Below are 25,872 nucleotides of genomic sequence, written 5' to 3' on the forward strand. Positions count from 1 at the left end.
CGCGGTTGTGGCAGGCGGATCAGACATCAGGCGCGCGGCTTCGGCAAGCCCCGTGACCGGCCCCGATTTTTCTACGAAAAATCTGAATTTTCGTAGAAAATTCGGCGCCTCAGACCAGCAGTCTGACTCCGCCGCCGTGGCAGATCACGATCCACTGATCGCCGGTTTCCAGCAGGCGGAACCCGCGCTGCCGCACTTCCTCGACAAACCGCTCGCAGCCGATCTCGCGCGCAATCCAGTGGACGTTGCGCCGGATCACCCCGCCCTTGCGCACGGCCTGCGCGGCAAAGACCTCGGCGATCCACGAGTCGGGTGTGCTGTGCAGGCATAGGTTTTCCATGCCCGATCCTGCCCCGCGCCTGGTTAAGGCCGGGTTAAGCCGACCCTGAAACTCACCCCCGCGCCCGGCCCGCGCGCCCGCCGGACCGGCCGCCGCGCCCGCCCGCCGCCGCCGCCTCGGCCGAGGCCTCTGCGAAGGTGCGCCCGCCCTCGACCGCTTCCAGCACCCGCGCAAAGCGGATCCATTCGCCGCCGTTGGCATCGTGGTTCATCAGGAAATTGGCGGCGCGGATCGCCTCCATCTCCACCTGGCGGACCGGGTTCATGATCGCGCTGGTCATGCCCGCGCCGATCGCCATCGGCAGGAAGGCCGCGTTGATGCCGTGGCGGTGCGGCAGCCCGAAGCTGATGTTGGACGCCCCGCAGGTGGTGTTGACCCCAAGCTCGTCGCGCAGGCGGCGCACCAGCGTGAACACCTGCTGTCCGGCCGAGCCCATCGCGCCGATCGGCATTACCAGCGGATCGACCACGATGTCATGCGCCGGAATGCCGAAGTCGGCGGCGCGCTCCACGATCTTCTTCGCCACCGCAAAGCGCACGTCGGGGTCTTCGCTGATCCCGGTATCGTCGTTGGAAATCGCCACAACCGGCACGTTGTATTTCTTCACCAGCGGCAGGACGAGCTCCATCCGCTCTTCCTCGCCCGTTACCGAGTTCAGCAGCGGGCGGCCTTCGCAGGCCTGCAACCCCGCCTCCAGCGCGCCCGGAACCGAGCTGTCGATGCAGAGCGGCACATCGACCACGGCCTGAATGCGCTGGATCAGCTCGCGCATCAGCGGCGGCTCGACAAAGTTGTTGTCGGCATAGCGCGGATCGGTTGCCATCTTGTTGGTGAATACCGCGCCCGAGTTCACGTCCAGCACCATCGCGCCGCAGGCCACCTGTTCCAGTGCGTCGCGCAGCACGGTCGTGAAATCGCCGGCCTCAAGCTCGGCCGCCAGCTTCTTGCGCCCGGTGGGGTTGATGCGTTCACCGATCACGCAGAACGGCTCGTCAAAGCCGATGATGACGGTTTTCGTCTTGGATTCGATAACGGTACGGGTCATTCTTCAACCTATCTTCAAAAGTTCGCAGGCACGCCGGACGCGCCGCCATTCTCGATGGCCCAGGTGGCATTGGCCTTGATGCCACCCAGGGGGAAGAAATGCACGGATTCGATGCCGAAGCGCGGATGGCGCGCCTTGTGTGCCGCCAGCGCCTCGATCATCTCGGTCGGCTCGTAGGGCGACAGCAGTTTCGTCACGTCCATCGCGCGCTTCTGCAGCACGCGCAGCGACTTGCCGACGCCGCAGGCGATTGCGAACCTGATCAGGGTCTGCAGCTTGGCCGGCCCGGCCAGCCCGATGTGGATCGGCAGGCGGATGCCCTCGGCGGCCAGGCGGTCGGCCCAGGCGATCACCGGGGCGGCCTCGAAGCAGAACTGGGTCACGATTGCCATCTCGGCATCCGAGCGGTCGGCGAACGCCTGCTTCCACTTCAGTGCCTGCATCACCACCCGGTCGCCGCCGTCCTTGTCGATGTCGCGGTTGCCTTCGGGGTGGCCCGCGACGTGCAGCCGCCTGAAGCCGTCGAACAGCCCGCTTTCGATCAACTGCATCGAGGAATCGAACTCCCCCGCCGGGGTGTTGACGCCGCCGCCCAGCAGCAGGCCCTCGGTCACGTCGGCCTCGCCGCGATAGCGGGCGATCCAGTCGGCCAGCGTGGCGCGGTCGGGGATGATGCGCGCCGGGAAATGCGGCATCACGGCAAAGCCTTCGCCCTTCAGACGGCGGGCGGTCGCCACCATGTCGGCAATCGGCGTGCCCTCGATATGGGCGATGTAGACGCGGGTTCCCGCGGGCAGCAGGTCGCGGAAATCGGTGACCTTCTCGGCGGTGCGCGGCATCACCTCGATGGAATAGCCGCGCAGCAGCGCCTCCACCGCGGCAGAGCCGGTGTCGGCCTCGGGTGCCTCGCGGCGGAAGTTGAAAAGCGCCATGATGGTCTCCAGCGGGTTCATGAAGGGGGGGGCGAGTGGTCAGGCCCGGCCGTCGGCGTCGATCAGCGCCTTCAGACCCGGGGCGTCGAAGGCGGCTTCCAGCCGGGCCGCCTCGGCGGCGGCAATGGCATCGGGCTCGCCCTCGACCGTGTAGGGGGCGGCCTTGCGCCATTCGGCCATGTAGGCATCGGCATCCCTGGCGCCGACCTTCATCGCGACGCGGTCGATCGCCTGCTCGAAGCGCTCGCTCAGCTTGACCTTCGATCCGGTCCGCCCCTTGCCGACGATGACCTGCGCGGGAATGTCGCGCCAATAGACGATGGTGACCTCTGGCATTCCTGATTCCCTCCGCTTCCTGCCTGTCTACATAGCGCCCCCCAACGGCAGCCGATGCCGGATTTCGACATGGCGCACGCTTCAAGCGACCCCGGTCCCGGCACCTGTCGCAGCGGGCCGCCGCCGCCCGCCGGCGCCATGGCCGATCGCCGGAAAACCCGCCCGCCAGATCACCGGTCCCGCGCCCCGGAGAGCCCTTGCCGCGGCCCTCATCACCGCTTGCGGAGGGGGGCGGCTGGGACTACTCTGGCCCCAACAGCAAATGGAGGGCGTGTTGATGACGCCCGAGCGTCCCAGGGGTGCGGACGCGATCCCGAGGCGTGCAGGCGACATCCAACCTGCCTTCCGCCCGGTCGAGCCGTCCGAGCGCCCCGTCGAACCCGGTCAGGGGCAGCTTTACGCCGCCCTTGACCTTGGCACGAACAGTTGCCGGATGCTGATTGCCCAGCCGCGGGGCAGTCAGTTTCAGGTCATAGACAGTTTTTCCAAGACGGTGCAGCTTGGCGTCGGGCTGGAGGCGTCGGGGCGGCTCAGCCGGTCGTCGATGGTGCGGACCGTGCAGGCCTTGCGCATCTGCCAGAAGAAGATTGAGAAGCACGGCGTGGTGCGGATGCGGCTGGTGGCGACCGAAGCCTGCCGCCGCGCCCGCAATGCCCGCGACTTCATCCGCCAGGTGCGGCGCGAAACCGGCCTTGCGCTCGAGGTGATCGCCCCCGAGGAGGAAGCCCGGCTGGCGGTGATCTCCTGCGCGCCGCTGGTAAACGCCCGCACCGAACAGTTGCTGGTGGTCGACATCGGCGGCGGGTCGACCGAACTGGTGTGGATCGACCTGTCGGATGTGGCCCCAGAGGACCGTCCGAAGGCGATCATGCGGCTGCACGCCGGTTTCACACCGACCGGCGACGCGCCCGCCGCGCGGGTGGTGGACTGGATCTCGGTGCCGCTGGGGGTGGCAACGCTGAAGGACCAGTTCAGCGATGTCGAGGACGACGCCGCCCGCTTTGCCCTGATGAGCTGGCATTTCGAGGAAAACCTTGCCAGCTTTTCGCCCTACAACGCCGAAAACCCGCGCGAGGGGTTCCAGATCATCGGCACCTCTGGCACAGTGACCACCGTGGCCGCCTCGTTCCTCGGCCTGCGCCGCTATGACCGGACCAAGGTCGACGGGTTGCACATGTCGTCGGACCAGATCGACATGGTGATCCGCGATTACCTGTCGCTTGGCCCCGAAGGGCGGCGCACCGACCCGCGCATCGGGCGCGACCGCCATGCGCTGATCATGTCGGGGGCGGCGATCCTTCAGGCCCTGATGCGGATCTGGCCCACCGACCGGCTTTCGGTCGCGGACCGGGGGCTGCGAGAAGGGCTATTGTATGCACAGATGAGCGCGGATGGCGTTCTGGAAGACGGACCTTACGAATGACCGACAAACCCACCCCCGTCAAAGGCGCCTCCGGGCGCGGCCAGCGCGAGTTGCGCGTGCGGGTCAAGACCGCCAAGGGGCGCAAGCTGTCCTCGACGCTGTGGCTCGAACGGCAGCTGAACGACCCCTATGTGGCGCGCGCCAGGAAGGAGGGTTACCGCGGCCGCGCCGCCTTCAAGATCATGGAACTCGACGACAAGTACGGTTTCCTGAAACCCGGCGCCCGGGTGGTTGATCTGGGCTGTGCGCCGGGCGGGTGGTGCCAGGTCGCGGTGCCCCGGGTCAATGCGCTGGGGGACCGCAAGAACAAGCCGCAGGGCAGCGTGCTGGGGGTGGACCTGCAAGAGGTCGAGCCTATCGCGGGCGCGCAGATCCATGTGCTTGATTTTCTGGAAGAAGGCGCAGATGCGCAGGTCAAGGACTGGCTCGGCGGGTCTGCCGACGTGGTGCTTTCCGACATGGCCGCCGCCGCCTCGGGGCACAAGGGCACCGACCACATCCGCATCATCGCGCTGGTCGAGGCGGCGCTCGACTTCGCCTTCGACGTGCTGGAGGAGGGCGGCACCTTCGTGGCCAAGGTGCTGGCCGGGGGGGCCGAGATCGGGATGCAGACCCGGCTGAAGAAGAACTTCCGCAAGGTCGCCAACGTCAAGCCGGCCGCCAGCCGTGCCGACAGTTCGGAAAAGTTCGTGGTGGCAATGGGGTTCCGCGGCAGGGACCGGGGCGACGCCCCCGACCTGCCCGACGACCTGCCCGATGGCCTGCCCGACGACACTCCGGCCGCCTGAACCCGCGCCCGACCCGGCGCTAACCGGTCGGAAAGAAAATAGGGGCACCTTGCGGTGCCCCCTGATCGTTCCCGAAAAATACAGTCAGTTGCCTGGTCGGCGTCAGCCGCCCCAGTGGCGCACCGGCCCGCAGTCCATGTGGACGAAGTTCGAGCGCGAATAGCGTCCGACCCCGCCCGACGAACAGGCCTCTGCCGCCTTCGCCATCTGCCCGACCGACCGCGACTTCAGCCGCAGGTCCGCCGCCTGGCCCTTCATGTGCAGCGAGTTCCGCGCCACACCGCCGGATTTGGAGCGCAGCATGGCGTTGGTCTGCGGGCTGCGATAGCCCGACAGCAGCGTGAAAGGCTCCGACACATCCATCAGACGATGCGACGCCGCCATGATGTCAACCGTGCGCGGATCCATCTTCACGGTCGCACCCGACCGCCAGTCGCGCATGAAGTGATTGATTTCCTTCAGGACTTCCGGGATGTATTCCCCTTCGATCCAGTAGATCGTGTCAAGGCTTTCGCCGGTCCTTCCCGAGTACATCCGGACCCGGCGGATGTCGCCTGCCCCCCTGAGAATCCCGAACGCGTTGGAGCAGGTTGGCGCCGCGATGACGGCCGTTGCCGCAAAGATGCCTAGAAGCCCGCGCCGCGAGATTCCCGAAGTCATGTTCATTGTCATTGTGAGCGCCTGTCCCGTCGCTGGTATTCTACCGCTTGTGCTGCGGTTTCTTCCACTCGTCTCAACTGTCCCAGTGTTATGCCACAGGAAGAATCGAAGCCCAAGCGCGGATTCCGCACACCCCGCCAGTTGACACGCAATAGGCAAAAAATTGCTGAAAGCCGGCGACGTTGCGGAATTGCTCGGCGGCAACCGGCCTCGTGGCCGAAATGCGACAATATGCCGGTATCTGGCAGGGTTGTGAGTGGACAGGGGTGCGGGAATCATCGACTTTGACTATTGCGCGACAGAAGTGCTTACCCCGAGGATCGAATGAATTTGTTTGCATCACCCATGACGCGAGCCCAGGGGCTGGCCACATTGCTTCTCGCGTTCCTGATCCTCGGCGGCCTGACCGCCCCCTCCCGGGCCCAGGTCACCCCGTTCAGCCAGGCGCTGACCGAGGCGTCGGCCAGGGATGACGCCATCGCGGGTTTCTACCGCGACAACGGCTATGCCACGCTCTGGACCGGGGCCGCCGACGCGGAGAGGCGGGCGGCGTTCCTGTCGGCGCTGGCCACCGCGGGCGACCATGGCCTGCCGGTGCAGCGTTATGATGCGGGCGCGCTGATGGCCGCCTTCCATGCCGCGCGCACCGAAGGCGACCGCGGGCGGCTGGAGGTCGCGATGTCGCGCGCCTATCTCGATTACGCCCGCGACCTTCAGACCGGCGTGCTGGTGCCCGCCAAGGTGGATGCCGGGATCGTGCGCGAGGTGCCACTGCGCGACCGCCGCGCCAATCTGGATGCCATCGCCGCCGGCACGCCCTCGGCCGTGCTGAAGGCGCTGGCCCCGAAAGCGCCGGAATACGCGCGGCTGATGAAGGCCAAGCTGACGCTGGAACGCCTGCCCGCCACCGGCGGCTGGGGAGCGCCGGTGTCGGCCGAAAGCCTGAAGCCCGGCCAGACCGGGGCAGGGGTGGTGCAGCTGCGCGACCGCCTGATCGCCATGGGCTACCTCGGGCGCAGCGCGACCATGACCTATGACGCCAGCCTGCAAAAGGCGGTGCAGGACTTCCAGATCGACCACGGGCTTGAATCCGACGGGGTGGCCTCGCCCGCCACGCTGGCCGAGATCAACATCGAGCCCGAGGCGCGGCTGCGTTCGGTCGTGGTGGCGATGGAGCGCGAACGCTGGATGAACATCGACCGCGGCCGCCGCCACATCTGGGTCAACCTGACCGATTTCAGCACGAAGATCATCGACAACGGCAAGGTGACCTTCACCACCCGGTCGGTGATCGGCAAGGACGTGCCCGACCAGCGCAGCCCCGAATTCTCGGACCAGATGGCTTACATGGTGGTCAACCCGTCGTGGAGCGTGCCGCGCTCGATCACCACCAAGGAATACCTGCCGCTGATGCAGCGCATTCCGGGGGCGGCGGGCCATCTGCAGATCATCGACCGGGCCGGCCGCGTCGTGCCGCGCGGCGCCGTCAACTTCGGCGCCTATACCGCGCGCACCTTCCCCTACGCCATGCGCCAGCCGCCCTCGGACGGCAACGCGCTGGGGCTGGTGAAGTTCATGTTCCCCAACAAATACAACATCTACCTGCACGACACGCCGTCGAAATCGCTGTTCGCGCGCGACGTTCGGGCCTTCAGCCATGGCTGCATCCGGCTGGGCGACCCGTTCGACTTCGCCTATGCGCTGCTGGCGAAACAGACCGACGACCCGCAGGGCGAGTTCAAGCGCCATCTCGACGCCGGACGCGAGGTCAACCTCAAACTGGTCGAGCCGGTGCCGGTGCATCTGGTCTATTTCACCGCCTGGACCACCGCCAAGGGCCGGATGAACTACCGCCGCGATGTCTATGGCCGCGATGGCCGGATTTTCGAGGCGCTGCAGCAGGCCGGGGTGGTGCTGCGCGGCGTTCAGGGCTAGATCTGGCGGCGGGCGGCAGCGGGCCGCCCCAACCGCCGGAGCCGGTGATGAGCCATTCGATTGCAGAGATTGCGGCAGCCCTTGGTGCCGAGGCCGCAGGCAACCTGTCCTTGCGCGTCGAGGGCGCGGCAGAGCCTGCCACGGCGGGGCGCGACGCGCTGGCGCTGGCGCTCGACCCGAAATATGCCCCCGGTCTGGCACAGGGCCGGGCCCGCGCCGCGCTCTTGTGGCAGGGGGCCGACTGGCGGGCGCTTGGGCTTGAAGCCGCGATCTTCGCCCCGCGCGCCCGGCTGGCGATGGCGGGCCTGACGCGCCTGATGGACCCGGGCCCCGACATCGCGCCGGGCATTCACGCGCTGGCGCTGATCGACCCGACCGCCGAAATCGGGGCAGGGGCCGCGATTGCCCCCTTCGTGACCATCGGCGCCAATGTCGTCCTCGGACCGGGGGCGCGGATTGCGAGCCATGTCTCCATCGCCGCCGGGGCGCGGATCGGGGCCGATGCGCTGATCCTTCAGGGCGCGCGGATCGGGGCGCGGGTGGTGATCGGCGACCGCTTCATCTGCCAGCCCGGCGCGGTGATCGGCGCCGACGGCTTTTCCTTCGTCACCCCCGAGAAATCCGGCGTCGAGGAAATCCGCGAGTCGCTGGGCGCGCGCGACGACATCCGCGCCCAAAGCTGGACCCGGATCCACTCGCTGGGCGCCGTGACCATCGGCGACGATGTCGAAATCGGTGCCAACAGCTGCATCGACCGCGGCACGATCCGCGACACCAGCATCGGGTCGGGGACCAAGCTCGACAATCTGGTGCATGTCGGCCACAACGTGCAGATCGGCCGCGACTGCCTGCTCTGCGGGCAGGTCGGCATCGCAGGCTCGGCCCGGATCGGCGACCGCGTGGTAATGGCCGGGCAATGCGGCGTCAACGACAACATCTTCGTCGGGGATGACGTGATCGCGGGCGGGGCCACCAAGATCTTCACCAACGCGCCCGCAGGCCGGGTGCTGCTGGGCTATCCGGCGGTGAAGATGCAGACCCATATCGAGATGCAGAAGGCCCTGCGCCGCCTGCCGCGTCTTGCCGCAGCGATGGCGGCCCTTCAGAAAGCTGTTTCAAACCCCGGCAATGTTGACTAGATCAACAGCGAACCGGATCAGGGGGTTGCCATGGGGCAAAGCGTGCAGGACAGGGTTATCGCGATCATCGCCGAACAGGCGGTGCTCGACGTGTCGGACGTGACGATGGACAGCACGCTGGAAAGCCTGGGGATCGACAGCCTCGGTCTGGTGGAATCGATCTTCGCCATCGAGGAGGCCTTCGACATCTCGGTGCCGTTCAACGCCAACGAACCCTCGCAGTCGGATTTCGACATTTCGTCGGTGGCCACCATCGTCGCCGCGATCGAGGCGCTGGTCGCCGCCCGCGGGTGACCGGGGCATGAACCGCGTCGTCATCACCGGGGCGGGCACCATCAATGCGCTGGCGCATGGTGTGGCGGGCACCCTGCTGGCCTTCCGCGAAGGCCGCTGCGGCATCACCGAGCTGGATATCCGCGACAAGGACCGCCTCTCGATCCAGATCGGCGGCCAGGTCCACAGCTGGGACCCCGAGGCCCACTTCAACCGCCAGCAGATCGTGCTCTACGACAAGTTCACCCAGTTCACCCTGCTCGCCGCGCGCGAGGCGGTGGCGCAATCGGGGCTGAACTTCGACGGGCGGCTGGGGTATGAGGCGGGCGTGGTGCTGGGCACCGCCGGCGGCGGCGTAAACACCTGGGACGACAACTATCGCGCCGTCTATGAAGAGGGCAAGAACCGCGTCCACCCCTTCGTCGTGCCCAAGCTGATGAACAACGCCGCCTGTTCGCACCTGACGATGGAATTCAACCTGAAAGGCCCCAGCTTCACCGTGGCCACCGCCTGCGCCAGTTCAAACCATGCGATGGGGCAGGCGTTCCACATGATCCGGTCGGGCATGACCAAGGCGATGCTGACCGGCGGTTCGGAATCGATGCTGTGCTTTGGCGGCATCAAGGCCTGGGAAGGCTTGCGCGTCATGTCGAAAGACGCCTGCCGCCCGTTCAGCCTGAACCGCAACGGCATGGTGCAGGGCGAGGGCGCTGCGGTCTTCGTGTTCGAGGATTACGAACACGCCCGCGCCCGCGGGGCGGAAATGCTGGCAGAGGTGGTCGGGTTCGCCATGACCTCGGATGCCTCCGACATCGTGATGCCGTCGAAACAGGGGGCGGCAAGGGCGATTGCCGGGGCGCTGCGCGATGCGCGGCTCAACCCCGAGCAGGTCGGCTACATCAATGCCCACGGCACCGGCACCTCGGCCAACGACAAGACGGAATGCGCCGCCGTGGCCGATGTGTTCGGCCCCCATGCCGACCGGCTGATGATGTCCTCGACCAAGTCGATGCACGGCCACCTGATCGGCGGCACCGGCGCGGTGGAACTGCTGGCCTGCATCATGGCGCTGCGTGACCGGGTGATCGCCCCCACCATCGGCTATGAAGAACCCGACCCGGAATGCGCGCTCGACGTGGTGCCGAACGTGGCGCGCGATGCCGATGTTTCGGTGGTGCTGAGCAACGCCTTCGCCTTTGGCGGGCTGAACGCGGTGCTGGCGCTGCGGCGCATCTGACCCCGCGCGGACCCGGCACCCGAAAACCCCGCGCGGGACGCGCAAACGAAAACCCCGCGCGGGACGCGCAAACGAAAACCCCCGCGCGGGACGCGCAAACGAAAACCCCCGCGCGGGCAGCGCAAACGGAAACGCCGCGCGGATCGCGCGGCGTTCTGCTGCCCGGAGGCCCTGTATCAGTTGCCGGCCGGTGCCGGGGTGCCTGCATCCTCTGCCGCGGACAGCGCCGCCGCATTCGACGCCGCAACCGCGTCATAGCCCGCGGTGAAGCCCTTCAGCGACAGGTCAAGCGCCACCTTCTGGTCGGGCGCAATCACCGGCACGATGGAGATCGTGGCCTTCACGCCCTTCTTGAACGCCACGACCTCATCCGCAGAAAACCCGACCCGCGACACGCAGCCATCGCTCGAACACCAGGTGAAGGGATAGACCTTCGCCTTGCCGGTATCGACCTGGATGGTCAGTTGCTCGGTCAGAAGCGTTTCCAGCGGCGCGATGATCGTCGCCCCCGCCGCGGCCGCCTGGCCCTCGGGCAGCGCGAACAGGCTGATCTCGGCCACCGGGTTGCCCTTGCCGTCCTTCAGCAGTTGATACATCTGGCAGGGGTCGGACCCGTCTTCGGCCCGCACGCAACGCTGGTCCCAATCGCCGAAGGTGGCGGCTACATAGATGCTGCCCGGTCCGTCGGCGGCGGGGGCACCGGCCTCCTGACCCATCGACAGCCCGCCCGGAACGGCAGGCGCGGGGGCCGGAGCCTCGGCCGCGGGGGCCGGGCTTTCCTGCGCCATCGCGCCCGATCCGAGCCCGAGGCAGAGCGTCACCGCCAGAAGTCTGGTCAAGTCATTCATCGACATTCGTCCGTGGTCCTCAAATGGTGTCGGGGGCGATTTATCATGACGGCGCACCGGAGTCAGGTGCCAAATGCACCCCGTTTCCCCGCCCGCGGCAATTTCCCGCTGCTCCGGACCTGCGGCATGACACAAAGGAAAAGGGCCAGCATGACTGGCCCTTCCAAATGGTCTTTGCTCCCTGTCGGCCTGGCCGACTTCATTGCACAGAACGCTACGGCGTAAAATCGCGGGCGTCAATCGAAAATCGTGCGCTGCCCCCGGCTGAAAAGGTGAAAAAAAACCGCGCCTTTTCAAGGGCGCGGCCAGTCTGACAGGGAGGAAGTAACACCCGGCCACAACAGATGCGTCCGGATGACGTCAACACTGGCACATGCAGGTTAACATTGTATCCTGCCCGCGCGCGGCAGGGACGGAGAGCATCGTGAACGAACAGGACAGCATCTTTGTCGGCGGCGGCGGCGAGGGCCATGCCGCGCCGCAGCGCCTGCTCTTGAAATACGGCAACCGCCACGGGCTGGTGGCCGGGGCCACCGGCACCGGCAAGACCGTGACGCTGCAGATCCTGGCCGAAGGCTTCTCGGCGGCGGGGGTGCCGGTCTTCCTGTCCGACGTGAAGGGCGATCTGGCGGGCCTCGCGGCCGCAGGCTCGGCCGACCACAAGCTGCACGGCGCCTTCACCCGGCGCGCCGCGACCATCGGGCTTGACCTCGGCTATGCCGCCTCTCCGGTCACCTTCTGGGATATCTTCGGCCGCCAGGGCCACCCGGTCCGCGCCACGGTGTCGGAAATGGGGCCGCTGCTGCTGTCGCGGCTGCTCGATCTGACCGAACCGCAGGAGGGCGTGCTGAACGTCGCTTTCCGTCTGGCCGAAGAAGAGGCCTTGCCGCTGCTCGACCTGAAAGACCTGCAGGCCATGCTGGTGTTCATCGCCGAAAATGCGGCTGCCATTTCCGCCCGCTACGGCCTCGTCTCCCCCGCCTCGATCGGCGCGATCCAGCGCCGCCTGCTGGTGCTGGAGAATCAGGGCGGGGCGGCGCTGTTCGGCGAACCCGCCCTCGATCTGGCCGACCTGATGCGGCTTGCCCCCGATGGCCGGGGCATGGTCAACATCCTCGCCGCCGAGGCCCTGATGGCCGCGCCCCGCCTCTACGCCACCTTCCTGCTGTGGCTGCTGTCAGAACTCTTCGAGGAACTGCCCGAGGTCGGCGACCCCGACAAGCCGAAACTGGTGTTCTTCTTCGACGAGGCGCACCTGCTGTTCGACGATGCCCCCAAGGCGCTGGTCGCCAAGGTCGAACAGGTCGCCCGCCTGATCCGTTCCAAGGGCGTCGGGGTCTATTTCGTGACGCAGAACCCCGCCGACGTGCCCGAAACCATCCTCGGCCAGCTTGGCAACCGCATCCAGCACGCCCTGCGCGCCTTCACCGCCCGCGACCAGAAGGACCTGCGGCTGGCGGCCCAGACCTACCGCGACAACCCGGCCTTCGCCACCGAAGACGCGATCCGCGAGGTCGGCACCGGCGAGGCTGTGACCTCGCTGCTGGAAGACAAGGGCATCCCCGGCATGGTGCAGCGCACCCTGATCCGCCCGCCTTCGTCGCAGCTTGGCCCCATCGAGCCCGCCCTGCGCGCCGCCCTGATCGCGGCCTCCCCGCTGCGCGACAAGTATGAAACGGCGGTCGACCGCGACTCGGCCCACGAACGCCTGCGCGCCCGGGCAGAGGCCGCCGCCCGCGAGGCGGCCCGCAACGAACAGCGGGAGTCCGACCAAGAGTTCGGCAATGCCCGCCGCTACGACGGCGGCCCGTTGCGCACGCCCCCGAACCCCCGCAGCAGCAGCCGGTCCGACAGCGTCGGCGAGGCTTTCGCGAAAAGCTTCGCCCGCCAGCTTGGCACAAGGTCAGGTCAGGCGCTGGTGCGCGGCGTGCTGGGGTCGCTGTTCCGGAAGCGATGATCCCAAGGGCAGCCGCACCGGACCAGCGGGCCAACGTCTTTCCATTCTTCTGTTCTCAAATATCCCGGGGGTGCGGGGGCAGAGCCCCCGCTCTTTCCCCTGAACTTCGACCTCACAGCGGCCGGATCTTCAGCTTGACCAGCCGGTTTTCCTTGCGCGCCGCGACCTCGAAACGGAAACCGTGGAAGCTGAACACCTGGCCTTCGGTCGGAATGGTCTGGGCCTCGTGAATCACCAGCCCGGCCACGGTGTTGGCCTCGTCGTCGGGCAGGTTCCAGTCCATCGCGCGGTTCAGGTCGCGGATCGTCATCGCGCCATCCACCAGATAGTCGCCGCTTTCCGACGGTTTCAGCGCGCTTTCCTGATCGGGGTCGAACTCGTCGGTGATCTCGCCGACGATCTCCTCCAGAATGTCCTCCAGCGTGATCAGCCCGCGCAGCGCGCCGTATTCGTCGACCACCAGCGCGAAATGGGTGCGCCGCTTCAGGAACTGGCGCATCTGTTCATCCAGCGGCGTGGTCTCGGGCACGAAATAGGGCGTCATCGCGATACTCACGATGTCCAGGTCGCGGATCGATTCGCGGGTGCCGTCAACGGCCCGGATCAGCCGGTCGACCTCGCGCAGCAGGTCCTTGGCGTGGACGACGCCGAGGATGTTCTCGTCATTGCCGCGATAGACCGGGATGCGGGTATGGGGCGAGCGCAGCGCCTGGGTGATGATCTGGTCGGGGGTGCGATCGGCGTCGATCATCTCGATCTGGCTGCGGTGGCGCATGATCTCCTCGACCGTGCGGTGTTGCAGGTCCAGCGCCCCCAGCAGCCGGTCGCGGTCTTCCTTCTCCACCGCGCCTTCCGAATGGCCCAGCGCGATCGCACCCACGATCTCCTCGCGCAGCGCAAGGAAATGGCTGTCGGGGTCGGTCCGCACGCCGAAAACCCACAGGATGCCGCGCACCAGCGTCCGCACCATGGTGATCACCGGCGCAAACAGCACGATCAGCACCCGGATGATCGGGGCCACGCGCGAGGCGACGGTTTCGGCATGGGTGATGGCAAAGGTCTTGGGCAGCACCTCGCCGAAGATCAGCACGAGCGTCGTCATGCCCAGCGTGGCCAGTGCCACCCCCGAATCGCCGAACACCCGCGTCAGCAGCGCCGTCGCCAGCGAGGCCGCGAGGATGTTGACCACGTTGTTGCCCAGCAGCAGCGCGCCGATCATCCGCTCGTTGTCCTCGGTCACCTTCAGCGCCACGGCGGCCCCGGGCGACCCCTTGTCGGCCTGCGCGCGCAGCTTGCCCCGGCTCGCCGCCGTCAGGGCGGTTTCGGACCCCGAGAAAAAGGCCGACAGCACAAGCAGGCCAAGGATGGCGGCGGTTGTCAGCCAGAAGGCAGTGTCGAAGGCGGTCGTTTCCATGGGTCCAATCCGGTTGAGGCAGCGTCAGGTCGGCTCAGCCCTTTCGGGCCAGCGGGTGGTGGTCGAGCACCAGCGTCTTCAGGTGGTCTTCCAGCACATGCGTATAGATCTCGGTCGTCGAGACATCGGCGTGGCCCAGCAGGGTCTGGATCACCAGCAGATCGGCCCCGCCCGCCAGCAGGTGCGTGGCAAAGGCATGGCGCAGGCTGTGCGGCGTGACCAGCGCGGGCGAGATGCCGGCCAGCACCGCGATCTGCTTGATCAGAACATAGAAATACTCGCGCGTGATGTGCCCCGAGGCGCCGAGGCCGGGAAACAGGAACCGCGACGGCGCCTTGCCCGCCCGGCGTGCCTCGTCCTGGCTTGCGTCACGCGTCGGCAGCCAGTCGGCCAGCGCCTCGCGCGCCGGGGGCGACAGCGGCACCAGCCGCTCCTTGCCGCCCTTGCCGCGCACCAGAATCATTGCCGGGTCGCCGCGGGCTGCCGCTACTGGCAGTTCCACCAGTTCCGACACCCGCATTCCGGTGGCATAGAGCAGTTCCAGCAGACAGCGGTTGCGTTGCTGGTCGGCGGCATTGCGGCCCTTGTCGCGCGCGGCCGCCAGCAGGCGGTCCACCTCGGCGATGCCCAGCGACTTCGGCAGGCGCCGCTCGCGCCCCGGCCCCTTCAGGCGCAGCGCGGGGTTGGCGTCGCACCAGCCTTCCTCCAGCGCAAAGCGGTAAAGCTGGCGGATCGCAGACAGCCGCCGCGCCCGGGTCGCCTTGGCCAGCCCCTGCGCCTCGCAATGGATCAGATAGTCCTCGACCGCCGCCCGGTCCACCGCCGCAAAGCCCGACCCGCGCGCCCGCAACCAGGCGCCGAAATCCGCCAGATCGCGCCCGTAGGCCAGCAGGGTGTTGCGTGCCGCATCCAGATCGGCGGCCTGCGCGGCCAGAAAGGTCGAGATCCAGCGATCGGTCTCGGCTGCGGTCATCCGCGCCGCTCCAGCAGCAGCAGTTCCAGCGCGGTGCGCCGCGCTGCCTCCTCCAGCCCGACATGGCGCAGCAGCGCCAGCCCTTCGGTCACGCCGCGCAGATTGCCCTGCACGCCGCCTGCGATGCTGTCCATCGCCAGCAGCAGCGCCTCGCCCAGCCGGTTTTCCTCCAGCAGCGCCAGCGCCTCGGCCGACGGGGCAGGGGCCAGAAAGGCCGGCGCGATCGCCCGGCCCATGCTGTCGATCGGTGTCACTCCCTCGACCGAGCCGCGCGCGATGCCGATCAGGAAAGCCTCGGTCGTGCCGGTCGGCTTCCGCGACACCGCCGCCTGCTCGTAACGGTCCGACAGCAGCGCGATGCGGAAGGCCAGCGCCCCCGCGACATCGGGCAGCCGCATCGCCAGCAGCGGCTCGGCATAAAGCGCGGCGAAGGGCACCTCAAGCTCGGCCTCGGTCATGCGGTCCCAGACGGCGGGCAGGGCCTGCGCCACCGCCGCCGCATCCTTGCGCGCCAGTGCCGCGTCGAAGGTCTGGAACGCCTCGATGCGGTCCCACACCCCGCCCGACGCCGCGGGCTGACGCGAGGTGTAAAGCCCCAGCAACTGGTTGGGCGAGATCACCCCGGCCCGCGCCAGCCGCTCGGCCGCCTCGACCTGCGCCTTCCAGCCCGCCTGTTCGCGCAGCTCGGCATGTGAAAAGGCCAGCGGCAGCCCCTGCGTCGGCAGCGGTTCACCGATCGCCTCGAACAGTCGCCAGACCAGCGGGGTCGGGCGCGCGGGGTTGGGCAGGGCCGGGTCTTCCTCGTAAAGATCAGGGTCGAGAAACCGCGACAGCAGCGCGTCCTCCTCGGGCGTGACGAACCCCAGCGCCTGCGCCGTGCGCAGCGTCAGGGCCGAGGCGTTCCAGTCGCCCGCCCGCGCCAGACAGAACACCCGCGCCGTGAAGGTCGGCGCCAGATCGGGCGACCCGCGCATCGCCTCGCAGGCGGCATCCTCGGTTCCGGTCAGCAGCGCCACGTCGAAGCTGCGGCGGAACAGATCCACGGTCCGCGCGCCAGAGGCTTCCAGCAGCGCCGCCGCCTGTTCCAGCGCGCCCATCTCCAGCAGCTTGTCGATCCGCGCCAGCAGCAGCACGCCACGCCCGGCCGCATCGGCAGGGGCCTCGGCCTCGGCCAGCAGCAGCGTGATCAGCAGCGCCTGCAACGTCGGCAGGGTGTCGGTGCGCTCGGCGGTGATGCGTGCCGCGATTTCCGCGGTGCGTCCCAGCCCCCACAGCGCGCGGGGCAGGCCGGTCACCTGCGGCGGAAGCAGGCCCAGCGCATCGGGCGACGGCCCGTCCAGCGGCGACACCGCGATGCTCTCGGGCAGCGCCCCGCCCGCCACGGCAGGCTCCTCGGGCGCCGGATAGGCCGCGGTCTGGGCCGGTTCGGTCACCGACTTCGAAAGCCAGTCGATGGCCGACAGCGGCTCCTGCGCCGCGGCCGCCCCGGCAAGCACGGCAAGCAGCGTCGCCAGCACGGGGCCAGCGACGGGGGGGGCCATGCGCGGGACCGCCGTATGCGGGGCCATCATGCGCGGGCCCGGGCGCGGGGCCATGATCGTGGCCATGCGCGCGTCAGTTCGCATCCAGCAGCACCGGTTGCGTGACGACCGACTGCTGCGGCGCCAGATCGCCCAGATAGGCATACCCGGCAAGGGCGATGAAGCCGAACACCCCCAGAACCAGTGCCGCCTTGATGATCCGTCCCATGTGCCCGATATCCTTCCACTGCCGCCCGTTTCTTGCCGCCCGCCGCGCACCGCCCCCGTCCCCGGGGTGCGGCCCCGACGCACGGAGCCCTGCGCGCGATTATATATGGCATTCGCGCCGAGTTCACGCCATTCAGGGAAGAAAGATCACGACCGGGCGGCAGATCGCCGGGACTGTGACATCGGGGGACGATGCCGCCTCGCGCGGCTGCAAGGATAGTGCCGCAAAGATGGGACGGCTGAAGAAAACGGTTGTGCTGGTGGGCATGATGGGCGCGGGCAAGACCGCCGTGGGCACGCAACTGGCAAGGATGCTTGGCGTTCCCTTCCTTGATTCGGATGAGGAGATCGTGCGCGCCGCGCAACGCTCGATCCCCGAAATCTTCGAACGCGACGGCGAGCCGTTCTTCCGCGCCCGCGAAAGCGAGGTGCTGGCCCGGCTGGTCGCGGGGCCGCCCTGCGTGCTTTCGACCGGCGGGGGCGCGTTTCTGTCGCAGGCCAACCGCAGCGCCATTGCCGGGGCCGGCGTGTCGGTCTGGCTGCGGGCCGAGCTTGACCTGCTGTGGCAAAGGGTGCGGCACAAGTCCTCGCGCCCCCTGCTGCGCACGCCCAACCCGCGCGAGACCCTGCGCGGCCTTTACGAGGCGCGGGTGCCGATCTATGCGATGGCCGACCTGACGGTGGATGCCGAACACGATCTGTCGATCGAGGACATGGCGACGCGGGTGATCGCGGCACTGCAGACGCGGGCGGATGTGCTGGAAGGAAGATCCTGAATGGGAACCGATATCGTCGATGTGGAGCTTGGGTCGCGCCGCTATCAGGTGCGGATCGGCGCGGGCCTGATCGACCGGGCCGGGGCCGAGGTGGCGCCGCTGCTGAAGCGCCGCCGCGTGGCGGTGGTGACCGACGAAACCGTCGCCAGCCACCACCTGATGCGGCTTTCCGCCGCATTCGAGGCGGAAGGCATCGCGATGACCGCGCTGGCGCTGCCGCCGGGCGAACAGACGAAGGGGTGGGAGCAGTTCGCCCGCTGCGTCGAATGGCTGCTGGAACAGAAGATCGAGCGCCGCGACATGGTGGTGGCGTTCGGCGGCGGCGTGGTTGGCGATCTGGTGGGCTTTGCCGCCGCCGTGCTGCGGCGCGGCGTGCGATTCGTGCAGATTCCCACCACGCTGCTGGCGCAGGTCGACAGTTCGGTCGGCGGCAAGACCGGGATCAACACGGCGCAGGGCAAGAACCTGGTCGGCGCCTTCCACCAGCCCAGCCTGGTCCTTGCCGACATCGGCGTGCTGGAAACCCTGCCGCCGCGCGATTTCCGCGCGGGCTATGGCGAGGTCGTGAAATACGGCCTGCTGGGCGACGCCGCCTTCTTCGACTGGCTGGAAGGCAACGCAGGCGCATTGGCGGCCGACGCCACCCTGCGCCAGCGCGCCGTGCTGCGCTCGGTGCAGATGAAGGCCGAGATCGTGGCGCGCGACGAACACGAGGAGGGCGACCGCGCCTTGCTGAACCTCGGGCATACCTTCTGCCACGCGCTGGAAAGCGCCACCGGCTATTCCGACCGGCTGCTGCACGGCGAGGGCGTGGCGATCGGCTGCGCGCTGGCGTTCGAGCTGTCGCAGCGGCTGGGCCTTTGCGCGCAGGAAACGCCGGGCCGGGTGCGCGCCCATCTGCGCGCCATGGGGCTGCGCGTCGATCTGGCCGACATTCCGGGCGACCTGCCGGGGGCAGGGGCGCTGCTGGCGCTGATGGCGCAGGACAAGAAGGTGGTGGACGGCAAGCTGCGCTTCATCCTGGCGCGCGGCATCGGCGAGGCGTTCGTGGCGGACGACGTGCCCGGCGACATGGTGCACGCGGTGCTGGAGGATGCGCTGCGCACCCGCCACTGACGCTCCGCGATATTTCTACGAAATATCCGGCCGCCCTGCGGGCATCCCGCACGACCCGTTGCTTTCGGTCAGCCACCGCGTAAGCTTGCGCGGGTTCATTCTGACCAGAGGCACGTCATGCGGTCGATTTCCGGACTCCTTCTCTACAATTCCGACGGTGCCCGCCTCGGCCAGCCCTGGCAGGTGCTGCGGCAGGACAGGGCCAATTTCCACCGCTTCCGCATCCGCCAGGAAGGCGACGAATCCGACCCGTTCTTCGGCGACGCCAACAACCGCGCCGCAATGGAACGGATGGTGATGAACGGCCGCATCGAGCGGTCGGCGGCGCGCCGCATCGTGGCGGGCGGCGCTGTGGTGCGGGTGCAGATCTTCGGGCAGGGCGGGCGCGGCACGTCGGTGCTGGTCGAGGTGTTGAACTAGCCCCGCCAGCGCGCCAGCACCAGCCGCACCGCATAGGCGGGCAGGGCGAAGGCTTCGCGCAGGACCATCCGCAACCGCTGCCGCGGCCCCAGACGCGGCCCGTCCGCCCGGCCGGGCGCCGAGGCGCGGGCGGCCACACCCAGCATCCGCGCCGTCAGCAGGGCGCGCGGCACATGGTAGCCATCGGTCACGATCGTCACCGGCCCGACCGGCCCCTTTGGCAACATCGCCAGCGCGAAGCCCAGGTTTTCCAGCGTGCTGGCCGAGCGCAACTCGCGCAGCACCGCCCCGGGCGGCACCCCGGCGGCAATGCAGATCGCGGCCGCCACCTCTGCCTCGGCGGGAGGATGCCGCCCGGTCCCTCCGGTCGTGATCAGCAGCGTGGCGCCCCGGTCACGAAAGCAGCGCGCGCCATGTTCGGCCCGCCTGCGCAAGGTCGGGCTGGCCACGCCCCCGGCCCAGACCGCGGCCCCCAGCACGATCACCACCCCGCCGCTTGCGTCCGGCCGATCCTGGATCATGGGCGATCTTGTCCTTCGCAGGGGGTCACCGGCCGCAGCATGGAAAGCTACAGCATTGCAGGCATTCGATTTTCCGGATTCTGGCTGGGGCGGGAGGGATCGAACCTCCGAATGTCGGTACCAAAAACCGATGCCTTACCGCTTGGCGACGCCCCAACTGAGCGGGTGTTTAGCGAAGCCTTCCGGGGGCTGCAAGAGGCATTTCACGCAAAATCGCACCGCCATCGCACCCGCCCGCCGCACCGCTTGCCGGGCACCGGACCCTGCGCTAGGGATGCCGCATGGAATGCTTTGACACCGTGATCCTCGGGGCAGGGGCCGCAGGCATGTTCTGCGCCATCGAGGCCGGACGCCGCGGCCGCCGCGTGCTGGTGATCGACCACGCCGCCGCCGCGGGCGAGAAGATCCGCATCTCGGGCGGCGGGCGCTGCAACTTCACCAACCTCGGCACCGCGCCCGACAGCTTCCTGTCGCGCAACCCGCGCTTCGCACTTTCCGCCCTCAAACGCTTCACGCCGGCGGATTTCATCGCCCGGCTGGATGCGGCGGGCATCGCCTGGCATGAAAAGACCCTCGGCCAGCTGTTCTGCGACGGCCCGGCCAGCCAGATCGTGACGCTGCTGCTGCGCGACATGGACCGTGCGGGGGTGACCCTTTGGCTCGGCACCGCGCCGGGTGCGGTGCGGCGCACGGCAACCGGGTTCGAGGTTGACACCACGCGCGGGCCGGTGGCGGCAGCCTCGGTGGTGGTGGCGACCGGCGGCAAGTCGATCCCCAGGATGGGTGCCACCGGCCACGGCTACCAGATTGCCGAAAACTTCGGCCTGCGGCTGGTGCCGCAACGCCCCGGCCTCGTGCCGCTGACCTTTGCCGAGCAGGATCTGGCCGCGCTGAAACCGCTGGCCGGGCTGGCCGTCGCGGGCCGCGCCTCGGCGGGCGGGGCCGCGTTCGACGAGGCGGTGCTGTTCACCCATCGCGGCCTGTCGGGGCCCGCCATCCTGCAGATCAGCAACTACTGGCGCGAGGGCGAAGCCCTCACCGTCGATCTGGCCCGCGGCCAGGATGCCGCCGCCACCTTGCGCCGGGCGCGCAGTCAGAACGGCCGCATTGCGGTCCGCACGGCACTGACACAATTGCTGCCGGAAAAGCTCGCGCGCCACATCGAGACGCTGTCGGGGGTGCAGGGCAATCTGGCCGACCAGTCCAACGCCACGCTCGACCGGCTGGCAGGTCTGGTCCACAACCTGACGCTGCGCCCGGTCGGCACCGAAGGCTACCGCACCGCCGAGGTGACGCTCGGCGGCGTCGAGACCGGCGACCTCGACGCCCGCACGCTGCAAGCCCGCGCGGTGCCGGGGCTATACTTCATCGGCGAGGTGGTGGACGTGACCGGCTGGCTCGGCGGCTACAACTTCCAATGGGCCTGGTCGTCAGGCTGGGCGGCCGGGCAGGTCGCCTGAAACGATGCGGGGGATACCCCCCTGACGGCATTCCATAAAGCCGATAATCAATATTATGTAATCGCAATCCACACTCACGACCTGCGCCGAACCGGGCGCAGGTCGCAGGAGCCGCCTTTTTCGCTTTCACCTTTGTCCAAATATCCTCGCCGAAGGCCAGAGAGGTTTTTCCCCGACCGCCCATTCAGGAAATGCACCCCGGATCAATGTGTTGTCAGACCTTCTTCAGATCCGGCCTTCCGGCGCCGCAACCCGCCGCCGGGCCGCGCCAAGGATTTTGAACAAAATCCTTGCAAAAATCTTGCAAGATTTTTGGCCCTCATACCACCGCCCGTTCCAGGAACGGCCGCCCGGCAAGCACGCGGCCGACGCCCAGATCCGACAGGTCGAGGCTTTGCCAGCCGCCGGTCAGGATATGCTCGGCCACGCCACGGCCCACGGCGGGCGACTGCTGCAGCCCGTGTCCGGAAAACCCGTTCATCAGGAAAAGGTTGGGCCGTGCCGGATGCGGCCCGAGGATCGCGTTCTGGTCCAGCGTGTTGTAGGCGTAATGCCCGACCCAGTGGCGCACCACCTTGACCGCGTCGAACCCCGGCGCGCGTGCGTAGAGCTGTTCCCAGATCACGTCCTCGAACAGGTGCAGGTCGGGCTCGAAATCATCCGGCGCACAGGGGCCGTCGTCCTGCGGCACAGTGGCGGTGATCCAATGGTTCTGTTCCGGGCGCATGTAGAACCCGGCATCGACCAGCAGCGGCGCATCGGGGTGGCGGGCGTTCGGCGCGTCGATCACGAAGACGGTGCGCTTGCGCGGCTCGACCGGCAGTTCAAGCCCCGCCATCGCCATCACGGCCGCCGCCCGGGTTCCCGCCGCATTGACCGCCACGCCGCAGGGCACCCGGCCACCCTGCCCCAGCAGCACCGCGCCGACCCGGTCGCCGGTGAGTTCCAGCCCGGTGACCTCGTCGCGGACGAACCGGACCCCTTGCGCCCGCGCCGCCATGCGCAGGCCGTTCAGCAGCCCCATGTTGTCGAACCAGCCCTCGTCGCGCGGCCCGAACGACCCCGCCACCAGATCCCCGACCTCCAGCCAGGGAAACCGCCGCTGCAACGCCGCGGGGTCCAGCATCTCGGTCGCGGCCCCGAGGCTGCGCTGCATCGCCGCCACCTCGGACAGCACCGCCGCCCCTTCGGCCGTGCCGGTCAGGAACAGATAGCCGTTTTCGCGGAACCCCAGCGACCCCGCCTCGGGCAGCCCAAGCTCCTGCGCGAAATTGCGGATGAAGCCGATCCCGAAGCGCGAGATCGCCACGTTGACCGGCGTGGTGAACTGCGACCGGATCGAGGCGACCGACAGCGCGGTCGAGGCGCGGGCATAGCTCGGGTCACGCTCCACCACCAGTACCCGCAGCCCCGGCTGCATCTTCGTCAGCCAGAAGGCGCAGGACGCCCCCATCGCCGCACCACCGATCACCGCCACGTCCACCGCCGCCTGTTCCGCCATCATTCGTCCTTTCGCGCGCATCTACCGCAGGCAATGCCCGCCCCGGATGCGCCTTCTTCCTCGACAAGTGCCCTGCCGCTTCGGTAATACAAGAATTGGGATGAGGAAAGCCGCGCGACCGGGCGTGCAGCGGGCAGTCGCATTGTCCGGTATGCATGGCAGGTGCCTGCGCGACAAACTGCGCGTGCATGGCACGGCAAGCGGGGACACGTGTCAGAGGTCTTGCAGCGTCTTGGACGCATTGCCCAGTCGCATTCGGTCGATCAGGTCTGGGATCTGGCGGTCGAGTATTTCCGCACCCTGGGCTTTTCCCGGGTAAACTACGGCTACACCCGCTTCCGCACCGAAAAGTCGATCGGCGATCCCGACGACGCGCTCTACCTCAGCACCAACACGCCCGATTATGCCAGGCTCTACTTCCATAACGGCTTCTACGCCCGCACGCCGATGTACCGCTGGGTCACCCGCCACGTCGGCACCTGCACCTGGCGCTGGGTGCAGGAAGCCTACGAGGCAGGCACCCTGCCCCCGGACGAGGCCGACGCGGTCCGCACCAACCTCGCCATGGGCGTGGTGGCCGGGATCTCGGTCAGCTTTCCCGAAACCTCGCCGCGCTCCAAGGGCGCGCTGGGGCTGATTGCCGACATCGGCCTCGATCATGACGATGTCGATGCGATTCTCGCCCGCCATGGCGAGGAACTGATGGCCGTGGCCGACATGATGCATCTCAAGATCACCCAGTTGCCGCTGACCACCCGCCGCCGCAACCTGACCGACCGGCAGCGCGAGGCGCTGGAATGGGTGGCCGACGGCAAGACCTCGCAGGACATCGCCCTGCTGATGGGGGTTTCGACCGCCATGGTCGAGAAACACCTGCGGCTGGCACGTGAGGCGCTGGATGTCGAAACCACGGCGCAGGCGGTGGCCAAGGGTGCCCTTCTGAACAAGATTTTCCTCGGCTCCGACCCGCTGCGCGTCACCGGCTGACCCGTCTGCCCCCCGGGCCCTGCGGCAAAAACCGCAAGGTAAGGAATCCCTGACTTTGCTGACGTAGCGTAAGGTGGCACGTTCGGGAAGTTCCGTGAGTGGTGGCAATTGCCGAAGTGGAACAGCAGACGGGAGGGTCGCATTACCGGCCTGACCGCCTGCGCCGGAGCCCGGCACCGGGGTCCGGCGGTGACCGGCCGACGGGGCGCATAGTCCGCCTCTCCGGTCGTTTCGAGTTCTGCGCCGCATCCTCATCCCCAATGACGCGTCGCGTTCTGGAACGGTGCAGCCCCTCAGGGCTGCACCGTTTTCCTGTTGCACCGGCCCGAATCGCCGCTCGTCCAGAGCCGCTAGGCCCGGATCACGCCGGCAAGCAGCGTGACCGAGACCATCGCCAGCCAGACCGACGCAACCCGCTTGATCAGGACCAGCCGACGACTGCCGCCACCCCCGATCCGGGTCAACACCCCCGACATGCCCCAGATCACCGCCACCACGATCACCATGAGGCCGAACAGCCCGAGTTTCACCCCGAACTGCTGGGCATCGGGCGCCGGAAGCAGAACCAGGCCGAACACCAGCGCCTTCGGATTCAGGACCGTGGTCAGGTAGACCCTTCGCGCGGTCACCTCGTGGACGCCGTCGCCATCACCCGGCCGACCCCACAGCCTGACCGCAAGAAACATGACCCAGGCCGCAGCCGCAAGCTTCAGGACCACCGCGACGGACGGCCATTGCGAAAGGATCTGCGCCCCCAGATAGACAAGCGGCAGGATGGTGGTCAGATAGCCCAGCAGTTCCGCCGGCAGCAGACGCATGACACGGCCAGGGCCGCCCTGCGCCCCTGCGACACCCATCAGGGTGTTGGTCGGGCCGGGGGCCAGAAGCATCGCCAGAACGGCACCGGAATAGGCGACCAGAGACATTTCACCTCACCTGATGTCAGCCCGATCCTTGCAGGACCGACCGGCGCGATCAATCGCTGACGCGGCATCACCCGGTCACGAAAGCCTGATCGTAAATGCTCGGGCACCCCGAGGGGTCGGTCGTCCCGCACCCGTTCAGCCGTCTCGGCATCACGTTAAACGACGAAGGCCCGGGCGCAAACCCGGGCCTTCGCCTTTTCTGCCGGAAAGATCAGCCGGCCAGGGTCTTGGCGACCTCGGCGGCGAAATCTTCCTTTTCCTTCTCGATGCCTTCGCCCACGGCCATGCGAACGAAGCCCACGACCTCGACGCCCGCATCCTTGGCGGCCTGCGCCACGGTGATCTCGGGGTTCAGCACGAACTTCTGGCCCAGCAGGGTGTTTTCCTCGAGGAACTTCTTCATCCGGCCGGGGATGATGTTGTTCTCGATCACCGCATCGGGCTTCGGCTTGGCAGAGGCCGCGTTTTCCTCATGCGCCTTCTGGATCTGCACGGCACGCTCGCGCTCGACCACGGCCGGGTCAAGGTCGGCTTCCGACAGGGCCAGCGGGCTGGTCGCGGCGATGTGCATGGCGATCTGCTTGGCAATGCCGTTGTCGGTGCCGTTCACCGCCACCAGCACGCCGATCTTGCCCATGCCGTCTGCCGCCGCGTTGTGGGTGTAGGCCGCGACGAAATCGCCCGACACCGAGGCCATGCGGCGCAGCGTCATGTTCTCGCCGATCAGCGCAATGGTCTCGTTCAGCGTCAGCTCGACGGTCTTGCCGTTCAGGTCGGCCGCCTTCAGCGCCTCGATGTTCGAAACCCCGAGCGCCGCGGTGGTGAAATTGCGCACCAGCGCCTGGAAGTCGCCGTTCTTCGCCACGAAGTCGGTTTCCGAGTTCACCTCGACCGCCACGCCCTTGCCATCCGCCACGGCCACGCCCACCAGGCCCTCGGCCGCGACGCGGCCCGACTTCTTGGCGGCCTTGGCCAGACCCTTGGTGCGCAGCCAGTCAACCGCGGCTTCCATGTCGCCATCGGTTTCGACCAGCGCCTTCTTCACGTCCATCATGCCTGCGCCGGTCGATTCGCGCAGTTCCTTCACCATCTGAGCGGTGATAGCCATCGGGGCTCT

The 25,872-nt window shown here is 68.0% G+C and carries 26 protein-coding genes and 1 tRNA gene; 12 read left to right on the forward strand and 15 right to left on the reverse strand.

Going from position 1 to position 25,872, the window contains the following annotated elements:
- Positions 1-109: 109 nt before the first annotated feature.
- Genes RNZ50_12195 through RNZ50_12210 form a run of 4 tightly spaced genes read right to left on the reverse strand, consistent with a single transcriptional unit; the run spans position 110 to position 2,653 of the window.
- Positions 110-340: an N-(5'-phosphoribosyl)anthranilate isomerase gene (locus RNZ50_12195; GenBank protein MDT8855762.1), complete on the reverse strand. Its 231-nt coding sequence runs from the start codon at positions 338-340 to the stop codon at positions 110-112.
- 52 nt (positions 341-392) lie between these two features.
- Positions 393-1,385, reverse strand: a complete 993-nt coding sequence (locus RNZ50_12200; protein ID MDT8855763.1) for a methyltetrahydrofolate cobalamin methyltransferase — start codon at positions 1,383-1,385, stop codon at positions 393-395.
- 14 nt (positions 1,386-1,399) lie between these two features.
- Positions 1,400-2,317 carry a methylenetetrahydrofolate reductase gene (locus RNZ50_12205; GenBank protein ID MDT8855764.1) on the reverse strand — a complete coding sequence of 306 codons (918 nt, stop codon included), beginning with the start codon at positions 2,315-2,317 and terminating at the stop codon, positions 1,400-1,402.
- A gap of 39 nt (positions 2,318-2,356) precedes the next feature.
- Positions 2,357-2,653: a virulence factor gene (locus tag RNZ50_12210; GenBank protein MDT8855765.1), complete on the reverse strand. Its 297-nt coding sequence runs from the start codon at positions 2,651-2,653 to the stop codon at positions 2,357-2,359.
- Between the two features lie 277 nt (positions 2,654-2,930).
- Between RNZ50_12210 and RNZ50_12215 the strand changes: the two genes are divergently transcribed.
- Both RNZ50_12215 and RNZ50_12220 read left to right on the forward strand, forming a co-directional pair.
- On the forward strand, positions 2,931-4,076 hold the full coding sequence (locus tag RNZ50_12215) for a Ppx/GppA phosphatase family protein (GenBank protein ID MDT8855766.1): 1,146 nt from the start codon (positions 2,931-2,933) through the stop codon (positions 4,074-4,076).
- Positions 4,073-4,864, forward strand: a complete 792-nt coding sequence (locus tag RNZ50_12220) for an RlmE family RNA methyltransferase (GenBank protein MDT8855767.1) — start codon at positions 4,073-4,075, stop codon at positions 4,862-4,864. The genes RNZ50_12215 and RNZ50_12220 overlap by 4 nt, the downstream gene beginning before the upstream one ends.
- Positions 4,865-4,966: 102 nt before the next feature.
- Here the strand turns inward: RNZ50_12220 and RNZ50_12225 are convergent, their stop codons facing one another.
- The gene (locus RNZ50_12225) at positions 4,967-5,536 is read right to left on the reverse strand and encodes a DUF882 domain-containing protein (GenBank protein MDT8855768.1); all 570 of its coding nucleotides are present in this window, start codon (positions 5,534-5,536) and stop codon (positions 4,967-4,969) included.
- A gap of 333 nt (positions 5,537-5,869) precedes the next feature.
- On the opposite strand from RNZ50_12225, the gene RNZ50_12230 reads away from it, so the two are divergent.
- Genes RNZ50_12230 through RNZ50_12245 form a run of 4 tightly spaced genes read left to right on the forward strand, consistent with a single transcriptional unit; the run spans position 5,870 to position 10,108 of the window.
- On the forward strand, positions 5,870-7,459 hold the full coding sequence (locus RNZ50_12230) for a L,D-transpeptidase family protein (protein MDT8855769.1): 1,590 nt from the start codon (positions 5,870-5,872) through the stop codon (positions 7,457-7,459).
- A gap of 47 nt (positions 7,460-7,506) precedes the next feature.
- Positions 7,507-8,598, forward strand: a complete 1,092-nt coding sequence (gene lpxD / locus RNZ50_12235) for a UDP-3-O-(3-hydroxymyristoyl)glucosamine N-acyltransferase (protein ID MDT8855770.1) — start codon at positions 7,507-7,509, stop codon at positions 8,596-8,598.
- A 30-nt stretch (positions 8,599-8,628) separates the two neighbouring features.
- Positions 8,629-8,892: an acyl carrier protein gene (locus RNZ50_12240; GenBank protein ID MDT8855771.1), complete on the forward strand. Its 264-nt coding sequence runs from the start codon at positions 8,629-8,631 to the stop codon at positions 8,890-8,892.
- Positions 8,893-8,899: 7 nt separating this feature from the next.
- The gene (locus RNZ50_12245; protein ID MDT8855772.1) at positions 8,900-10,108 is read left to right on the forward strand and encodes a beta-ketoacyl-[acyl-carrier-protein] synthase family protein; all 1,209 of its coding nucleotides are present in this window, start codon (positions 8,900-8,902) and stop codon (positions 10,106-10,108) included.
- A 176-nt stretch (positions 10,109-10,284) separates the two neighbouring features.
- Here RNZ50_12245 and RNZ50_12250 read toward each other — a convergent pair whose 3' ends face one another.
- A complete protein-coding gene (locus tag RNZ50_12250) occupies positions 10,285-10,896 on the reverse strand; it encodes an invasion associated locus B family protein (protein ID MDT8855773.1) in 612 nt (203 codons plus the stop codon).
- A 484-nt stretch (positions 10,897-11,380) separates the two neighbouring features.
- On the opposite strand from RNZ50_12250, the gene RNZ50_12255 reads away from it, so the two are divergent.
- Positions 11,381-12,913, forward strand: a complete 1,533-nt coding sequence (locus RNZ50_12255) for a DUF853 family protein (GenBank protein ID MDT8855774.1) — start codon at positions 11,381-11,383, stop codon at positions 12,911-12,913.
- A 112-nt stretch (positions 12,914-13,025) separates the two neighbouring features.
- Here RNZ50_12255 and RNZ50_12260 read toward each other — a convergent pair whose 3' ends face one another.
- The 4 genes from RNZ50_12260 to RNZ50_12275 form a co-directional block, all read right to left on the reverse strand.
- Positions 13,026-14,327 (reverse strand): HlyC/CorC family transporter, encoded by a 1,302-nt coding sequence (locus RNZ50_12260; protein ID MDT8855775.1) that lies wholly within the window; start codon positions 14,325-14,327, stop codon positions 13,026-13,028.
- Positions 14,328-14,361: 34 nt separating this feature from the next.
- A complete protein-coding gene (locus RNZ50_12265; protein MDT8855776.1) occupies positions 14,362-15,300 on the reverse strand; it encodes a tyrosine recombinase in 939 nt (312 codons plus the stop codon).
- Complete coding sequence (locus tag RNZ50_12270; GenBank protein ID MDT8855777.1) at positions 15,297-16,841, reverse strand: hypothetical protein; 1,545 nt, start codon at positions 16,839-16,841, stop codon at positions 15,297-15,299. The genes RNZ50_12265 and RNZ50_12270 overlap by 4 nt, the downstream gene beginning before the upstream one ends.
- 73 nt (positions 16,842-16,914) lie before the next feature.
- On the reverse strand, positions 16,915-17,049 hold the full coding sequence (locus RNZ50_12275; protein MDT8855778.1) for a hypothetical protein: 135 nt from the start codon (positions 17,047-17,049) through the stop codon (positions 16,915-16,917).
- Positions 17,050-17,224: 175 nt separating this feature from the next.
- Here RNZ50_12275 and RNZ50_12280 point away from each other — a divergent pair, with 175 nt between their 5' ends.
- The 3 genes from RNZ50_12280 to RNZ50_12290 all read left to right on the forward strand — a co-directional run bounded on the left by RNZ50_12280 (position 17,225) and on the right by RNZ50_12290 (position 19,360).
- Positions 17,225-17,824, forward strand: a complete 600-nt coding sequence (locus RNZ50_12280) for a shikimate kinase (protein MDT8855779.1) — start codon at positions 17,225-17,227, stop codon at positions 17,822-17,824.
- Entirely contained in the window at positions 17,825-18,940 is a 1,116-nt protein-coding gene (aroB, locus tag RNZ50_12285; protein ID MDT8855780.1) for a 3-dehydroquinate synthase, read from the forward strand. It abuts the gene before it with no gap.
- Between the two features lie 117 nt (positions 18,941-19,057).
- Positions 19,058-19,360 (forward strand): hypothetical protein, encoded by a 303-nt coding sequence (locus RNZ50_12290; GenBank protein ID MDT8855781.1) that lies wholly within the window; start codon positions 19,058-19,060, stop codon positions 19,358-19,360.
- On the opposite strand, the gene RNZ50_12295 is transcribed toward RNZ50_12290, so the two are convergent.
- Both RNZ50_12295 and RNZ50_12300 read right to left on the reverse strand, forming a co-directional pair.
- Entirely contained in the window at positions 19,357-19,881 is a 525-nt protein-coding gene (locus RNZ50_12295) for a YdcF family protein (GenBank protein MDT8855782.1), read from the reverse strand. The two genes, RNZ50_12290 and RNZ50_12295, sit on opposite strands and share 4 nt — an antisense overlap.
- An 81-nt stretch (positions 19,882-19,962) precedes the next feature.
- Positions 19,963-20,037 (reverse strand) — tRNA-Gln (locus RNZ50_12300).
- Positions 20,038-20,162: 125 nt separating this feature from the next.
- Between RNZ50_12300 and RNZ50_12305 the strand changes: the two genes are divergently transcribed.
- Entirely contained in the window at positions 20,163-21,341 is a 1,179-nt protein-coding gene (locus tag RNZ50_12305; protein ID MDT8855783.1) for an NAD(P)/FAD-dependent oxidoreductase, read from the forward strand.
- A 319-nt stretch (positions 21,342-21,660) separates the two neighbouring features.
- Here the strand turns inward: RNZ50_12305 and RNZ50_12310 are convergent, their stop codons facing one another.
- A complete protein-coding gene (locus RNZ50_12310; GenBank protein MDT8855784.1) occupies positions 21,661-22,842 on the reverse strand; it encodes an FAD-dependent oxidoreductase in 1,182 nt (393 codons plus the stop codon).
- A 210-nt stretch (positions 22,843-23,052) separates the two neighbouring features.
- Between RNZ50_12310 and RNZ50_12315 the strand changes: the two genes are divergently transcribed.
- Positions 23,053-23,829 carry an autoinducer binding domain-containing protein gene (locus RNZ50_12315; GenBank protein MDT8855785.1) on the forward strand — a complete coding sequence of 259 codons (777 nt, stop codon included), beginning with the start codon at positions 23,053-23,055 and terminating at the stop codon, positions 23,827-23,829.
- Positions 23,830-24,179: 350 nt separating this feature from the next.
- Here RNZ50_12315 and RNZ50_12320 read toward each other — a convergent pair whose 3' ends face one another.
- Together RNZ50_12320 and tsf are read right to left on the reverse strand one after the other, a co-directional pair.
- On the reverse strand, positions 24,180-24,755 hold the full coding sequence (locus RNZ50_12320) for a hypothetical protein (GenBank protein ID MDT8855786.1): 576 nt from the start codon (positions 24,753-24,755) through the stop codon (positions 24,180-24,182).
- A 211-nt stretch (positions 24,756-24,966) separates the two neighbouring features.
- Positions 24,967-25,863: a translation elongation factor Ts gene (gene tsf, locus RNZ50_12325; GenBank protein MDT8855787.1), complete on the reverse strand. Its 897-nt coding sequence runs from the start codon at positions 25,861-25,863 to the stop codon at positions 24,967-24,969.
- Positions 25,864-25,872: the final 9 nt, after the last annotated feature.

This window comes from Paracoccaceae bacterium Fryx2, from assembly GCA_032334235.1.
Lineage (GTDB): Bacteria > Pseudomonadota > Alphaproteobacteria > Rhodobacterales > Rhodobacteraceae > JAVSGI01.

What these genes read in the sequence shown, in the direction of transcription:
- RNZ50_12195 (MDT8855762.1), bottom strand. Translation starts at nt 340, where the DNA reads ATGGAAAACCTATGCCTGCACAGCACACCCGACTCGTGGATCGCCGAG.
- RNZ50_12200 (MDT8855763.1), bottom strand. Translation starts at nt 1,385, where the DNA reads ATGACCCGTACCGTTATCGAATCCAAGACGAAAACCGTCATCATCGGC.
- RNZ50_12205 (MDT8855764.1), bottom strand. Translation starts at nt 2,317, where the DNA reads ATGGCGCTTTTCAACTTCCGCCGCGAGGCACCCGAGGCCGACACCGGC.
- RNZ50_12210 (MDT8855765.1), bottom strand. Translation starts at nt 2,653, where the DNA reads ATGCCAGAGGTCACCATCGTCTATTGGCGCGACATTCCCGCGCAGGTC.
- RNZ50_12215 (MDT8855766.1), top strand. Translation starts at nt 2,931, where the DNA reads ATGACGCCCGAGCGTCCCAGGGGTGCGGACGCGATCCCGAGGCGTGCA.
- RNZ50_12220 (MDT8855767.1), top strand. Translation starts at nt 4,073, where the DNA reads ATGACCGACAAACCCACCCCCGTCAAAGGCGCCTCCGGGCGCGGCCAG.
- RNZ50_12225 (MDT8855768.1), bottom strand. Translation starts at nt 5,536, where the DNA reads ATGACAATGAACATGACTTCGGGAATCTCGCGGCGCGGGCTTCTAGGC.
- RNZ50_12230 (MDT8855769.1), top strand. Translation starts at nt 5,870, where the DNA reads ATGACGCGAGCCCAGGGGCTGGCCACATTGCTTCTCGCGTTCCTGATC.
- lpxD (MDT8855770.1), top strand. Translation starts at nt 7,507, where the DNA reads ATGAGCCATTCGATTGCAGAGATTGCGGCAGCCCTTGGTGCCGAGGCC.
- RNZ50_12240 (MDT8855771.1), top strand. Translation starts at nt 8,629, where the DNA reads ATGGGGCAAAGCGTGCAGGACAGGGTTATCGCGATCATCGCCGAACAG.
- RNZ50_12245 (MDT8855772.1), top strand. Translation starts at nt 8,900, where the DNA reads ATGAACCGCGTCGTCATCACCGGGGCGGGCACCATCAATGCGCTGGCG.
- RNZ50_12250 (MDT8855773.1), bottom strand. Translation starts at nt 10,896, where the DNA reads ATGGCGCAGGAAAGCCCGGCCCCCGCGGCCGAGGCTCCGGCCCCCGCG.
- RNZ50_12260 (MDT8855775.1), bottom strand. Translation starts at nt 14,327, where the DNA reads ATGGAAACGACCGCCTTCGACACTGCCTTCTGGCTGACAACCGCCGCC.
- RNZ50_12265 (MDT8855776.1), bottom strand. Translation starts at nt 15,300, where the DNA reads ATGACCGCAGCCGAGACCGATCGCTGGATCTCGACCTTTCTGGCCGCG.
- RNZ50_12270 (MDT8855777.1), bottom strand. Translation starts at nt 16,841, where the DNA reads ATGGCCCCCCCCGTCGCTGGCCCCGTGCTGGCGACGCTGCTTGCCGTG.
- RNZ50_12275 (MDT8855778.1), bottom strand. Translation starts at nt 17,049, where the DNA reads ATGGGACGGATCATCAAGGCGGCACTGGTTCTGGGGGTGTTCGGCTTC.
- aroB (MDT8855780.1), top strand. Translation starts at nt 17,825, where the DNA reads ATGGGAACCGATATCGTCGATGTGGAGCTTGGGTCGCGCCGCTATCAG.
- RNZ50_12290 (MDT8855781.1), top strand. Translation starts at nt 19,058, where the DNA reads ATGCGGTCGATTTCCGGACTCCTTCTCTACAATTCCGACGGTGCCCGC.
- RNZ50_12295 (MDT8855782.1), bottom strand. Translation starts at nt 19,881, where the DNA reads ATGATCCAGGATCGGCCGGACGCAAGCGGCGGGGTGGTGATCGTGCTG.
- RNZ50_12305 (MDT8855783.1), top strand. Translation starts at nt 20,163, where the DNA reads ATGGAATGCTTTGACACCGTGATCCTCGGGGCAGGGGCCGCAGGCATG.
- RNZ50_12310 (MDT8855784.1), bottom strand. Translation starts at nt 22,842, where the DNA reads ATGGCGGAACAGGCGGCGGTGGACGTGGCGGTGATCGGTGGTGCGGCG.
- RNZ50_12320 (MDT8855786.1), bottom strand. Translation starts at nt 24,755, where the DNA reads ATGTCTCTGGTCGCCTATTCCGGTGCCGTTCTGGCGATGCTTCTGGCC.
- tsf (MDT8855787.1), bottom strand. Translation starts at nt 25,863, where the DNA reads ATGGCTATCACCGCTCAGATGGTGAAGGAACTGCGCGAATCGACCGGC.